Genomic DNA, 13,793 nt, shown 5'->3' with positions numbered 1-13,793 from the left:
GTAGCCATGAATCCGCCCGTCAATCACACCGCACGCTTTGGCCTGATCGACGTCGCGCCCGTGTTCGCGGCCCACGGGGTGCGCTCACGGCGCTGGACGGTGCGTCCGGGGCTGGCGTTGGCCGCAGTGTTCGTACTGTTTTTGCTGATTGCCGCGTTCCAGCCCGCTTTGCTGGTGAGCGGCGATCCACTGCAGGCCAGCGCCCGAGAGGCCTTTCGTGCCCCAGACAGCCTGTATTGGCTGGGCACTGACGAAAATGGTCGAGACATCCTTACCCGGCTGGTGTACGCGGTGCGCCCGTCACTGGTGCTGGGCGTGAGCGCCACGGCCATCGGTCTGCTGGTGGGCACCGTGTTCGGGTTGGCGGCGGGGTTGGGGCCGCGCTGGCTGGACGGCGCCGTCATGCGCACGGTGGATGTGTTGCTGGCGTTTCCTGATCTGTTACTGGCACTGGTGATCATCACCTTCTTCGGCCAAGGCCAGCTCAACTTGATCCTGGCCGTGGGCATCGCCAGCGTGCCGCGTTACGCCCGTCTGGTGCGTGCGCAAACCTTGGGGGTACGCAGTGCCGGGTATGTTGAAGCGGCCACTACCTTGGGCTTGAGCCGAGCGGCAGTGATTGTTCGGCACATCCTGCCCAATGCGATCAAACCGGTGCTGATTTTGGCCACCATCGGCATTGGCGGCAACATCGTCAACGGTGCCGCGCTGAGTTTTCTGGGCTTTGGCGCGCCGCCGCCAGCGCCGGAGTGGGGCGGCATGCTCGCGATGGGCCGCAACTATTTGGCGAACGCCGGGTGGCTCGTGGCATGGCCCGCGTTAGCCATCACCTTGACCGTGGTTTCAATCAGCGCGATCGGCCGTGAGCTGTTGCGCCGCAGCGAAGGAAAACGCCCATGATTAACGTCCCCCTGATCGAGGTGCAAGACCTGCACGTTCGCTTTGGTGCACAGGCTGCACCGACCCTCAAAGGCATCAGTTTTGAGCTACAGGCGGGAGAATGCCTGGCGCTGGTGGGCGAGTCCGGCTCGGGCAAAAGCGTGACCTCGCGCACCCTGGCGGGGCTGACCGGTGCGAACGCCATCATTCAGGCCCGGCGACTGGCGTTTGCCGGGCGCGATCTGCGCCAGTTCGATGAACGCAGCTGGCGTCAGGTGCGTGGCGCGCAGATAGGCTTTGTGATGCAGGACGCACTGGGGTCGCTCGACCCCTTGCGCCCGGTCGGCAAGGAAATTGTCGAGCCTCTGCTCTTGCATACCGAGCTGAATCGGGCGCAGCGCGAGGCGAAGGTGATTGAACTGCTGCGCGCCGTGGGTGTGCCGGAGCCCGCGTTGCGCGCCCGTCAATACCCGCATCAACTCTCGGGCGGTTTGCGCCAACGGGCCTTGATCGCCTCGGCGATTGCCTGCAACCCGCGCTTGCTGATCGCTGACGAACCGACCACCGCGCTCGACACCACGGTGCAAGCGCAAGTACTGACCTTGCTTGAATCACTGCGGGGCGACAGCACCGCGATGCTGATCGTCAGCCATGATTTGGCCGTGGTCTCGCGTCTGGCCAATAGGGTGGCTGTTCTGCACAACGGTGTGATCGTCGAACAAGGCAGCGTCGACCAAGTGCTGCACGACCCGCAACATCCCTATACCCAATACCTGTTGCACGCGGGCAGGGCGGTGCACTTTCGCCGCACGCCGGGGGCTGCGCGGCCACCCTTGGCCTTTGTGCCGACCCAGCAAGAGGCGCCGCTGCTGCACGTGAACGCGCTGAGTAAAGCCTTCAAAGGCCCTGACGGGCAACGGCGCACAGTGGTCAATCAAGTGTCTTTGCAACTGCGCCGTGGCAAGACCCTGGGCATCGTGGGCGAATCCGGCTCCGGTAAAACCACCTTGACGCGCATGATCCTCGGCTTGGAAACACCCGACAGTGGCGACATTCAGATCAATGGCCAGCCTTGGCTAACCTTGTCTGCGGCGCAAAAACGTCAAGTGCGGCGCAGCATCCAAGTGGTGTTTCAGGACCCGCTCAGCTCCTTTGACCCGCGTTACAGCGTGCGCAAGGTGCTGTTTGAAGCCTTACAGGTAGCCGGGAATCAGCGCGGCGAATGGCCACGACGTGCAGAAGAACTGCTCAGGCTGGTGCACCTCGATGCCAACCTGCTGGAGCGCCGTCCCATCGAACTCTCGGGCGGCCAGCGCCAGCGCATTGCGATAGCCCGTGCGTTGGCGGCGGAACCGAAGATTCTGGTGTGTGATGAACCGGTGTCCGCGCTGGACGTTTCGGTACAAGCGCAGATTCTTGAACTGCTGGACGACCTCAAGCGGCGACTGGGGCTGGCGTGCTTGTTTATCTCCCACGACCTGGGCGTGATCAACCACGTGAGCGACGACGTGCTGGTCATGAAAGACGGCGTGGCGGTGGAAAGTGGCCCGGTGCGCGAGGTGTTTGATCATCCGCAGCATCCCTATACGGTGGCCTTGCTGGACGCGATACCGCATTTGGAGAGTGGCCGGCGGGTGGCCTTTGATTTTCTTAAGTTGGCGATTTGATCCGGCCTTCGCCCCGTTTTGATCTGGTTTTTGATTTGAACTGCCGCCCTGCGGGAGGCCGAATGGATATGTACACCGTTCAAATCGAATAAAACTTTTCCCTCACCCTAGCCCTCTCCCTGTTTATATCGTGAACTTATCCAGCTGTTGCAGGGGAGAGGGGACTGGTCATCGGTCGACTTAATAATGTTTTCATCCGCTCGTCCGATAAACAATACTGTTTAAAACTTTCTGAGCAGCGAAGTATCGGAATGATACGAGCCCTGGAGTTCGTAAACGTTAACCACAGGAAGGTATACAAAATGACGACTGGCGGAAATAAATCAGACCATTCTTCCGATAAAGCCACGGATAAAAAAGGCGCACATTCGGACGATAAAAAAACCACCCAAGGTGCCCACGATAAAGACAAAGCGCACGACACAGGGAAAAAGGCCGATGACAAAAGTCATGCTGGCAAGAAGTAAATTGTGAAAGTAAATAACCCCGGCTCCGGCCGGGGTTATTTATGTCGGTTATATAAGTACGTGTATAAAAGAAATAAGCAGGCTGGGATAACGGTATAACCGGCGAACGGCAGTCTCCCACAGTTCGCCGATAGGTTGTTTATTCTGCCAAAGGCCGTGGATTAAAAGCGCCCTCGGGTTCAACCAAAGGCTCTGTAATACCCGTCTTGTTATTACCTGGCGTCAGAATAACCTTGCGGCATTGATCTTCTTTTTTATCAAACATCTTATAGCCTTCGGCGGCCTGTTCCAGGTTCATGCGGTGGCTAATGATCACTTCGGGGGCAAGACGACCGGTCTCGATATGGCCCAAAAGCTCTGGCAGAAAACGCTGCACATGGGTCTGGCCCATTTTGAACGTCAGCCCCTTGTCGAACGCATCGCCAAACATGAAGCCGTGAATGAATCCGGAATAGACCCCAGGCACGCTCACCACGCCGCCACGACGAACCGCGGCAATGCACTGTCGCAACGCTTTGCCGCTGCTGCCTTCAAGCTTGAGGGTGGCCAGTACCGTTTCAGTGGTGCTGCCTTTGGCCTCAAACCCCACCGCATCGACCACACCGTCAACACCGCGCATGCCTTTGGTCTGGCGAATGATGGTGTCGGCTGGATCGTTGTCATCATCGAAGTTGATGGGGATCACGCCATAGGTTTTTTGCGCGAAGTCCAGTCGGTACTGATGGTGATCAACCATGAAAATTTGGTCGGCACCCAGCATTCGGGCGCAGGCTGCGCTCATCAAGCCCACGGGGCCTGCGCCATAAATGGCCACGCTGGAACCTTGACCAATACCGGCATTGGTCACGGCCTGATAAGCCGTGGGCAGAATGTCTGACAGAAACAACACTTTCTCGTCAGCCAATGTCCCTGGCACTTTGAAAGGCCCGGTGTTGGCTTTGGGCACGCGCACATATTCGGCTTGTCCGCCCGGTATTCCGCCATACAGATGGCTGAAACCAAACAAGGCCGCCCCCGAGGGGATGGCTTTTTTGTTGATGATTGCGCCACGGCCAGTGTTGGTGGTTTCACAGGCAGCAAACAGATCCAGGTTGCAGAAAAAGCAGCTGCCGCACGCAATCACGAACGGGATCACCACGCGGTCACCGGGTTGTACCGCCGTCACGGCCGAGCCGGTTTCTTCCACGACGCCCATGAATTCATGGCCGAAAATGTCACCGTGTTCGGTCTTGGGGATTTTGCCGCGGTACAGGTGCAAGTCAGAGCCACAAATGGCCGTGGCAGTCACCCTCAGAATGAGGTCGTCATTTTCTTCAATGACCGGGTCCGGCACGGTATCGACTTTGACGTTATGAGCGCCGTGGTAAGTGAGTGCTCTCATGCGTGTACTCCTCTGACTGATTGGCCTGTGTTAACAGCAGAGAGAGGTTTAAGTGATGAAGTTCAACCTTTTTGAACGCTCGTGTGACCAGTGGTCGTGTCAGGCGCACGGCCCACAGAGGGCCTTGCGCCTGACATCCTGCAAGGCCCTAAGCCAGCAGCCCGCGCACTGCCAGATTCTTCATCAGCGCGCCCACCCCAAACGCCCATTGCGGCGCCTGATCGCTGCCTGTCACCCGGTTGTGCAAGGCGCCCAAGGTGGGCGATGAAATGCTCACCACATCATCGGCCTTGTGGGTGAACCCTTGCCCCGGCTGATCGCGGTCGTCTGTGGGGGCGAACAGGGTGCCGAGAAACAGCACAAAGCCGTCCGGGTACTGGTGATTTTCATTGAGGGTCTGCTGCGCCAGATCCGCCGGGTCGCGGCTGATCTGGTTCATCGAGCTTTTGCCGTTCAGCACATAGCCGTCCACCCCCTCCACCCGCAGGGTCACTTCGCACTGACGCACATGGTCGAGGTTGAAATGTTCGTCAAACAAACGAATAAACGGCCCTAGCGCGCAGGATGCGTTGTTGTCCTTAGCCTTGCTCAGCAGCAGGGCGCTGCGCCCTTCAAAGTCGCGCAGGTTGACGTCATTACCCAAAGTTGCACCGTGGATTCGTCCCTGACTGTCCACGGCCAACACCACCTCAGGCTCGGGGTTGTTCCAGCTTGAACCGGGGTGAACGCCAATGGCGTTGCCGCTTCCCACCGCAGCGAGGATGGGCGCCTTGGTGAAAATTTCTGCATCAGGGCCAATGCCGACTTCGAGGTATTGCGACCACATGTTCTGTTCGATCAGCACCTGCTTAAGGCGCATGGCCTCGGGCGAGCCGGGCCGTAGATCGCGTAAGTTATCGCCAATCACGTCCTGCACCAGTGCGCGGATTTCTTGAGCGCGTAGGGCATCGCCGCCGGCTTTTTCTTCAATGACCCGTTCGATCATGCTGGCGGCAAACGTCACCCCTGCCGCCTTGATCACGTGCAGGTCGGCGGGGGCCAGCAGGAAAGGTTTATTCAAATCGCGCTGTTCGCCACTGTTGGCCAGCAGCGCGTGGATCGATCCCAGTGAAGAACCCCGAATTTCGCGCACGGCTTGCAGCGGGTTGTCGCTGTCGAGCAACAGGCTCAGGGTCGCAAAGTGAGCGGTGCAATCGATCACCTCGGCGTCGCGAATCACCACCACGGCCGGGCCACCGTTCTCGCCCGGCAGCCAGACGCGACCCACCAGTGTGGCGCGCTGCCAGTCGTGGGGCAGGGAGTTTTCAGCGTTCAACGTTAGCGTTTGCATAGAGACGATCCTTTTTACCGATTCATTTCCCGTCGTCGCTGACGAGGTACGAGGCTGCGATGACCCTGCGCCAGCGACGACTCAATGGCTTAGTGAGAGTGGCGGGGCGGGCCGTTTTCCGGGATCACGCGCCAGTACAGGGTCGCCGGTTCCAGGCAGCCGCCGGTGGACAGTTGGCCGACCAGTTGGCGGTACAACTCCTGCCAAGGGGTTTGCGACGGTGCCAGCGGCGGCAGCGGTTCCTGGCGGCGCTCATTGAGCACGCTGTCATCCACCAGCAAGTTGACGCTGCGCGCATTGAGGTCCACCCGCAGGCGGTCGCCCGTGCGCAGCAGTGACAGGCCGCCGCCGACCGCCGATTCCGGAGACATATTGAGAATGGACGGGCTGGCCGAGGTGCCGCTTTGGCGGCCATCGCCCATGCATGGCAGCGAGTCGATACCGGCTTTGATCATGGCCGAGGGCGGGGTCATGTTGACCACCTCGCCGCTGCCTGGGAAACCCACCGTGCCGCAGCCACGAATCACCAGAATGCAACGCTCGTCGATGTCCAGCGCCGGGTCGTTGATGCGCGCTTGATAGTCTTCCGGCCCTTCAAACACAATCGCCCGCGCTTCAAAGCTGTTGGGTTGCAGCGGGTCGCTGAGGTAGGTGCTGCGGAACGCCTCGCCCACCACCGACATTTTCATGATGGCGCTGTCGAAGAAGTTGCCGCTGAGCACGATAAACCCGGCGCGGTGCATCAGCGGGTCTTCGAACGGGCGGATAACGTCACGGTCACCGGTCACGCAGTCGGCCACAACCTCACCGATGCTGCGGCCACTCACGGTGCGGCAGTCGCGGTGCAGCAAGCCGACCTTGTCCAGCTCGTGCATGACGGCCGGTACGCCGCCTGCGCGGTGGAAACTTTCGCCCAGGTATTCACCGGCCGGCATGCAGTTGACCAGCAGAGGCACGTCCTCGCCGACACGCTGCCAGTCTTCCAGTGACAGGTCGATGCCGCTGTGACGGGCGATGGCGATCAGGTGCGGTGGGCAATTGGTTGAAGCGCCGAGTGCCGAGGCCACAGCGATGGCATTTTCAAACGCGGCGTGGGTCATGATCTGCGACGGGCGCACGTCTTCGCGCACCAGATCGACAATCCGCATGCCCGTTGCGTACGCCATTTGCCCGCGCTCGCGGTACGGCGCGGGAATGCTGGCGCAACCGGGCAATGACATCCCCAGGGCTTCGGCCAGCGCATTCATCGACAGCGCGGTGCCCATGGTGTTGCAGTGGCCCACTGACGGTGATGACGCGGTGGTGAGGGTCATAAAGCCTTCGTAATCAATCTCGCCTGCACTGAGCAGGTTGCGCGCATGCCACAGCACCGTGCCGGAGCCGATGCGCTGACCTTTGTGCCAACCGTCGAGCATTGGCCCGCCTGACAGCACGATGGAGGGCAGGTCGGTGGTGGCGGCCGCCATCAAACAGGCCGGGGTGGTTTTGTCGCAGCCGGTGGTCAGTACCACGCCGTCGAGCGGGTAGCCGTGCAGCACCTCAACCAGACCTAAATAGGCCAGGTTGCGATCCAGTGCCGCGGTGGGGCGGCGTGATTGCTCGGCAATCGGGTGCACTGGAAACTCCATCGGAATGCCGCCCGCATCGCGAATGCCGTCCTTGACCCGTTTGGCCAGCTCGATGTGATGGCGGTTGCAAGGCGTGAGGTCGCTGCCGGTCTGGGCGATGCCGATAATCGGCCGCCCCGATTGCAGTTCGGCCCGGGTCAGGCCCTGGTTCATGTAGCGCTCCACGTACAGCGCGGTAAGGTCAGCGTGGCTCGGGTCGTCAAACCACAGCTGGCTGCGCAGGCGGCGTGGGGTTGAATCGGTCATGGCAGGCTCCAGCAAATTATTCGGGTAAGGGGTTGTTGCGGCGCAACTGACGAATCAGCCCCGCGTGATCGAGTTCGCCGTCACCGGCCTCGACCATCGCGGCAAACAGGCTGTCGACCAGACTGCCGACCGGCAGCGACAGGCCGAGTTTTTGTGCGTGGGTGAGGGCGGTGCGGGTGTCTTTGAGTTGCCACTTGGCCGGGCCGCCGGGGGTGAAGTCATTGTTGAGCATGCGTTGGCCGTGCTGGCGCCAGATCGGCGAATCAACAAAGCCGCCCAACAGTGCTTCGTGGACTTTGGCCGGGTCGGCGCCGCCGCGTTCGGCCAGCAACAGACCTTCTGCGACGGTGGCGATGGTGCTGGCGACGATCAGTTGATTGACCAGCTTGGCCAGCTCGCCGGTGCCCGCCGGGCCGACATGCACCGGGCGGCCCATCGCGCTCAAGACCTCGCGGCCTTGTTCGAAGGCCGCATTTTCACCACCGACCATGATCGCCAGGCTGGCGTCCCGCGCCCCGCGTTCGCCCCCCGACACCGGGGCGTCGAGGTAGCGCAGACCGTGCTCGGCGCACAATCGCGCCTGTTCCACCGCCGTGTCGACCGGGATGGAACTCATCACGATCACCAGCGAACCCGGTGCCAGCGCCAGCGCCGCACCGTCTTCACCAAACAACACGGCGTCGCAGGTGGGGCCGTCGCTGAGCATGCAAATCAGCACCTGCGCCCCGGTGGCGGCCTGCGCGGGGCTGCTGACGACGTCGGCGCCGTGGGCTGAGAGTTCCAGGGCTTTGGCCGCTGAACGGTTCCATGCCCGCACCGGGAAACCGGCGTGCAGCAGGTTGCGGGCCATCGGCTGGCCCATGATCCCAGTGCCTATAAAGGCGACGGTGGGCAAGTTCATGCTTTACCTCCAATCACGACTGCCGGTGGCAGTTCTGCATCAAGGGACGAGACTTTATTGCGCGGCATCAAGACCATGCCCAGGCCGCCCAGCCCGACCAGTACCGCAATCACCAGAAAGCCCGGCGTGTAACTGCCGGTCACGTTGAACAGAAAACCTGTCAGGTACGGACCGACAAACCCGCTGAGGTTGCCGATGGAGTTGATCAGGCCAATCCCCACGGCCGCGCCAACGCCGGTCAGCACTTGGCCGGGCACCGCCCAGAACACGTTAATGGCGCTGTAAACGCCCATCGCCAGGAAGATAAAGCCCAGCACGATGATCCACGGTTGGTTGATCAGCAGGGCCAGCGCGATGGCGATAGCCGCCAGCATGGCAGCGCCACCGGCATGCCAGTGGCGCTCTTGCAGGCGATCAGAGCGACGGCTCCACCAGATCATCGCCACGGCCGCGACCGCGTAAGGCACGGCGGTGATCAGGCCGTTTTGCATCAGGCCGATTTCCAGACCGAACGACTCCCGGAACGAGGCCAGCACGGTGGGCATAAAGAAGTTCATCGCATTGGAGCCGGAGGTAATGCCGAAATACACCAGCGCCAGCATCCACACTTGGCGGCTGGACAAGGCCTTGCGGATCATCTGCCCTTTGGTCGGCTGCACACCCACCACCAGCGGCTTGCTGCGTTCTTCCTGTTCGAGGGTGTTGATCAGCCAGAGGCGTTGTTCATCGGTCAGCCAATGGGCATCGGCCGGGCGGTCGGTGAGGTAGAAGAAGCAGACCACGCCGAGGATGACCGCAGGCACCGCTTCGACGATGTACATCAGGCGCCAGCCGACAAAGCCCCACGCGTCGCCCAGTTCCATCAGGCCCACCGACAGCGGCGCGCCAACGATTTGAGCGATGGGTACACCGAGGTAAAAGGACGCGATCATGCGGGCGCGGTAACGGCTCGGGAACCACAGCGACAGCAAGTAGATGACCCCCGGGAAGAACCCGGCCTCGGCAATGCCCAGCAGCACGCGCAGGGAGATAAAGTGCACCGGTGTCTGCAAAAAGCCCATGGCCCCGGCGATGATGCCCCACGTCACCATGATGCGTGCGATCCACACTCGCGCGCCGTAGCGGTGCAACAGGATGTTACTCGGCACTTCGAACATGAAATAGCCGAGGAAGAAAATCCCTGCGCCCAAACCATAAATGGTCTGGCTGATACCGATGTCGGCGTTCATTCGCAGGGCGGCAAAACCGACGTTGTTGCGGTCCAGAAAAGCGACGACGAACAGCAGGACCAGAAAGGGGATCAGGCGTTTGGTCACACGCTTGATGGTTTGTTGTTCGATGTCCGAGACATCCGTGAGCGGGATAGTCATGTCGCACGACCTCAGTTTTTTATTGTTATGTAAGGACTTCAAATACTGCTCGTAGCAGCTGACGAGCTCAGCGAGGCTGCGTCCGGCTGCGAAGCAGTCGCTAAACCATTGACCTGCAGAGTGTCAGTAAAACCTGGTTTCCAGAATTTACGGCTGCTTCGCAACCGGACGCAGCCTCGCTGCGCTCCTCAGCTGCTACGGCGCGGGGCGGTGTCCTCGATATGGGCGCGCACGATGGCGTCGAAGTCGGGGTCAGCGGTGAAGCCCAGGGCGCGGGCGCGGGGGGCTTCTACGGTGCTCGGCCAGCTTTCAACGATGCGCTGGATGGTCGCGTCCGGCTCCCAGCGAATCAGATTGACCGCCTCATCGCCGGCCACGCGTTGCAGCGCCGAGACCATGTCGGCCACGGTGGTGGTTACTCCCGGCAGCGGAATGATCCGTTGGCTGCCCAGTGTCTGCGGTGACAGGGTCATGCCCAGCAGCATCGATTCAATGATGCGCCGTGGCGAAGTGAGGTATACCTGCGTGTCCGGGCGCACTGGGCACACCGCCGACAAGCCCGTCAGCGGTTCGCGAATGATCGAGCTGAAGAAGGTCGAAGCGGCTTTGTTCGGTTTGCCGGGGCGTACCGCCACGGTCGGCAGACGCAGCACGCGACCATCGACAAAGCCTTTGCGTGCATAGTCAGCGACCAGTAATTCGCCCACGGCTTTTTGCATGCCGTAAGACGATTGCGGGGTGAGGGCGGTGTCGTCATTGACCACGTCCGGCAGTGTGCCGCCAAACACGGCAAAGCCGCTGGCGTAGACAAAGCGCGGCGCGTTGCCTTGTTTGCGCAAGGTTTCGAGCAGCAGCATCAGGCCGTGCAAATTGACCTGCATGCCCAGATCAAAATCGGCCTCGGCCGCCGAGCTGACCACGGCGGCCAAATGCCACACAACATCCACGCCATCGGTCACGCGGGCAATGACGTCAGGGTCGGCGACGTCGCCGGTCACCAGCTCGATACGCGGGTCGTTGGGCACGTCTTCGCCCGCGAAGGCGTCAAACAATACGATGCGCTCAATTGGGCGGGGCGCCTGACCTTCCAGGGTCAGCGTGTTCAAATCCAGCAGGCGCTGGGCCAGTTGCTTGCCGATAAAGCCGGTACCGCCAGTGATCAAAATGCGCATGGATGCTCCTGTTTCTTATCGTTATGGGGTGCTTGGGTTGTTAATCAGTCAGCCTGCACCGTGCGTTGGCGCTGTTCACCCAGGCCTTCAATGCCCAAGCGCATGACCTGCCCCGCACGCAAAAATACCGGTTCTGGCTTGATGCCAAGACCCACCCCCGGCGGCGTGCCCGTGGAAATGACGTCGCCCGGTTGCAGCGACATGCAGCGGCTCAGGTAAGCAATTAAAGCCGGGATCTGGAACACCATGGTGCGGGTGTTGCCGTTTTGATAGCGATGCCCGTCAACCTCAAGCCACAGGTTGAGCTGATGCGGATCGGGAATTTCATCGCGGGTGACCAGCCATGGGCCAAGGGGGCCAAAGGTGTCGAACCCTTTGCCCTTGTCCCAGGTACCGCCGCGCTCCAGCTGCCATTCGCGCTCGGACACATCGTTGATCACGCAATAACCGGCCACGTGTTCCAGGGCGTTGCTTTCATCGATGTAGCGACCGGCTTTGCCGATCACCACGCCCAGCTCGACTTCCCAGTCGGTCTTGGTCGAATGGCGAGGAATTTGCACATCGTCATTGGGGCCGCAGATGGCGCTGGTCCATTTGTTGAACAGCACCGGCTCGGTCGGCACGGCCATGCCTGATTCGGCGGCGTGGTCGGCGTAATTGAGGCCGATGCAGATAAATTTTCCGACCTGGCCGACACAGGCGCCCAAGCGCGGTGAGCCGCTGACCAAGGGCAGGCTTGAAGGGTCAATCTTGCTCAGCAGGGCGAGGCGGGCGGGGTCGAGTGCCGTGCCTGCGACGTCTGAGATATGCGCGGACACATCGCGGATATTGCCTTGAGCATCCAGCAGTCCGGGTTTTTCCTGGCCTTTTTCGCCGTAACGCAGCAGTTTCATACACGCTCCTTTATTCAGTTACTCATGCCGCCATCAATAATCTGGGCAGTGCCCGTGGTGTAGGCGCTGGCGTCGCTGGCCAGATACAGCACCAGCCCGGCGATTTCTTGCGGGGTGCCGATGCGGCCCATGGGCTGACGGTCGACAAACGCCTGATACACCTCGGCTTCGCTGCGCCCTTGTTCGCGAGCCTGTTCGGCAATGCGTTGGCGCAGCGAAGGGGAGTCAACGGTGCCGGGGCAAATCGCGTTGCAGCGAATGCCCTGACCCACATAGTCGGCGGCCACGGATTTGGTCAGGCCGATAACGGCGGCTTTGCTGGCGGTGTAGGCAAACCGGTTGGGCACGCCTTTAACGCTGGAAGCCACCGACGCCATGTTGATGATGCTGCCACCGCCTGCTGCCAGCATGCCCGGCAGAAACGCGCGGATCATCCGGTACATGGCGGTGACATTGAGGTCGAAAGAAAACTGCCACGCGTGCTCGTCGCATTCCAGCAAGGCGCCGCTGTGCACGTAGCCTGCGCAGTTGAACAGCACGTCGAGGGTGCCCACTTGGCGGCTGAGGGCGTCGATGTCCGCGGCCCGCGTCACGTCCAGTGGCAGGGCTTGAATGCCGGGGATGTCCAGCAGCGCTTCGATGTGCAGGTCGGTGGCGATCACCCGGGCACCAGCATCGCGCAGGGCCAGTACCGAAGCACGACCAATGCCTTGGGCCGCGGCAGTGATCAGTACGCGTTTGTTAGCGAGGTTCATGGGCAGACCCTTATTTTTATTGGGCTCAATGAACTCACCCTAATGTTGCGTGGCGATAAGCGCCAATGAGATATTCTCAAGCCTTAATAACCGGAGGTTATCGAATGGCCGATGTGGCGTTTAATCAACTGTGCAACTGGCTGCGGTTTCGCCATTTGGTGCTGATCAACACGCTGGCGCGCACGCAAAACATGCACGCCACTGCACAGGAAATGAGCATCAGCCAGCCCGCCGTGAGCAAGATGCTGCGCGAGATAGAGCATCAATTGGGCTTTGAGGTGTTCGCCCGTTTACCGCGCAGCATGACCCTCACGGATCTGGGCAGCCACGTGGCCCGTTTCGCCCAGATCGCCTTGAACGATACCCAGCAGTTTGTCGGCCAGATCAACCATCTGCGTCAGGGCGGGCATGGCCTGCTCAAAGTCGGCACCATCTATGCCGCCACGGCGGTGGCGGTGCCCGCAGCGATTGTGCGGGTCAAGCAGGACTGGCCGCTGTTGACGGTACAAGTGCTGGAGGGCACCAGCGCCAACATGCTGACCTTGCTTGAGCATAAAGAACTGGATCTGGTGGTCGCCCGTTTCACCCTCGACCGTCATCGTGAATTGTTCGATTTTCAAGCCCTGGCCCCGGAGCCACTGTGTCTGGTCACGGGCAGCCAGCACCCGTTGGCCGGGGCCACCGAAGTGCCGTTAAGCGATCTGGGCAGTTGGCCGTGGGTGATCTACCCGACGGGCACACCGATGCGCGCACGGGTCGAAAAGGCCTTTGTCGAGGCGGGCATGCAAACCCCGGAAAACACCGTCGAAACGGTATCCCTGCACACCACCATGCAATTGCTGCAAACCACGCCGGTGGTGGCGATGCTGGCCGAATCCATGGTCGAGCCGGAAATTCAGGCAGGGCGGCTGGTGCGCTTGGCGTTGCCGTTTCCATTGGTGCTGGCGGACTATGGGGTGATCACCCGGCGCAATGAACCGCCGCAGTGGTCGGCCAAAGCCTTTATCGACGCGCTGTTGACGGGGCCTGATGCCTTACGTGGCGCTCAGCAGACAGGTTGATAACGCAGGGTTATCAACCGATGGAATCTTGTGATTGGGCACC

Annotated in this window: 12 protein-coding genes; 4 read left to right on the top strand and 8 right to left on the bottom strand. The window is 61.0% G+C overall.

The window, feature by feature from the left end; translation table 11 throughout:
• Positions 1-6: 6 nt before the first annotated feature.
• The 3 genes from ACI7MX_RS00105 (at position 7) to ACI7MX_RS00095 (ending at position 3,013) form a co-directional block, all read left to right on the top strand.
• The gene (locus tag ACI7MX_RS00105) at positions 7-900 is read left to right on the top strand and encodes an ABC transporter permease (protein ID WP_405586470.1); all 894 of its coding nucleotides are present in this window, start codon (positions 7-9) and stop codon (positions 898-900) included.
• On the top strand, positions 897-2,546 hold the full coding sequence (locus tag ACI7MX_RS00100) for a dipeptide ABC transporter ATP-binding protein (RefSeq protein ID WP_405586473.1): 1,650 nt from the start codon (positions 897-899) through the stop codon (positions 2,544-2,546). Before ACI7MX_RS00105 ends, ACI7MX_RS00100 begins: the two co-directional genes overlap by 4 nt.
• Positions 2,547-2,848: 302 nt before the next feature.
• Positions 2,849-3,013: a hypothetical protein gene (locus tag ACI7MX_RS00095; RefSeq protein ID WP_314487019.1), complete on the top strand. Its 165-nt coding sequence runs from the start codon at positions 2,849-2,851 to the stop codon at positions 3,011-3,013.
• A 139-nt stretch (positions 3,014-3,152) separates the two neighbouring features.
• Here the strand turns inward: ACI7MX_RS00095 and ACI7MX_RS00090 are convergent, their stop codons facing one another.
• The 8 genes from ACI7MX_RS00090 to ACI7MX_RS00055 form a co-directional block, all read right to left on the bottom strand.
• Positions 3,153-4,394: a zinc-dependent alcohol dehydrogenase gene (locus tag ACI7MX_RS00090; protein WP_314487022.1), complete on the bottom strand. Its 1,242-nt coding sequence runs from the start codon at positions 4,392-4,394 to the stop codon at positions 3,153-3,155.
• Positions 4,395-4,542: 148 nt separating this feature from the next.
• Positions 4,543-5,724, bottom strand: a complete 1,182-nt coding sequence (locus ACI7MX_RS00085) for a fumarylacetoacetate hydrolase family protein (RefSeq protein ID WP_314487026.1) — start codon at positions 5,722-5,724, stop codon at positions 4,543-4,545.
• Positions 5,725-5,813: 89 nt separating this feature from the next.
• Positions 5,814-7,598 carry an IlvD/Edd family dehydratase gene (locus tag ACI7MX_RS00080; protein WP_339407414.1) on the bottom strand — a complete coding sequence of 595 codons (1,785 nt, stop codon included), beginning with the start codon at positions 7,596-7,598 and terminating at the stop codon, positions 5,814-5,816.
• A gap of 16 nt (positions 7,599-7,614) precedes the next feature.
• Positions 7,615-8,499: an NAD(P)-dependent oxidoreductase gene (locus ACI7MX_RS00075; protein WP_405586478.1), complete on the bottom strand. Its 885-nt coding sequence runs from the start codon at positions 8,497-8,499 to the stop codon at positions 7,615-7,617.
• Positions 8,496-9,869 (bottom strand): MFS transporter, encoded by a 1,374-nt coding sequence (locus ACI7MX_RS00070; protein ID WP_314487036.1) that lies wholly within the window; start codon positions 9,867-9,869, stop codon positions 8,496-8,498. The genes ACI7MX_RS00075 and ACI7MX_RS00070 overlap by 4 nt, the downstream gene beginning before the upstream one ends.
• A 188-nt stretch (positions 9,870-10,057) precedes the next feature.
• On the bottom strand, positions 10,058-11,041 hold the full coding sequence (gene denD, locus ACI7MX_RS00065) for a D-erythronate dehydrogenase (protein WP_405586482.1): 984 nt from the start codon (positions 11,039-11,041) through the stop codon (positions 10,058-10,060).
• Between the two features lie 44 nt (positions 11,042-11,085).
• Entirely contained in the window at positions 11,086-11,934 is an 849-nt protein-coding gene (locus ACI7MX_RS00060; RefSeq protein WP_314487041.1) for an ureidoglycolate lyase, read from the bottom strand.
• Between the two features lie 14 nt (positions 11,935-11,948).
• Complete coding sequence (locus ACI7MX_RS00055) at positions 11,949-12,689, bottom strand: SDR family oxidoreductase (RefSeq protein ID WP_314487044.1); 741 nt, start codon at positions 12,687-12,689, stop codon at positions 11,949-11,951.
• A 104-nt stretch (positions 12,690-12,793) separates the two neighbouring features.
• On the opposite strand from ACI7MX_RS00055, the gene ACI7MX_RS00050 reads away from it, so the two are divergent.
• Positions 12,794-13,750 (top strand): LysR family transcriptional regulator, encoded by a 957-nt coding sequence (locus ACI7MX_RS00050; RefSeq protein WP_314487047.1) that lies wholly within the window; start codon positions 12,794-12,796, stop codon positions 13,748-13,750.
• The last annotated feature ends 43 nt before the right edge of the window (positions 13,751-13,793 follow it).

It is taken from the genome of Pseudomonas sp. 2024-210 (assembly GCF_045062345.1).
Classification (GTDB): Bacteria; Pseudomonadota; Gammaproteobacteria; order Pseudomonadales; family Pseudomonadaceae; genus Aquipseudomonas.
Note: the sequence above shows the minus strand (reverse complement) of the source record. Positions and strands in the feature narration are given on the sequence as shown.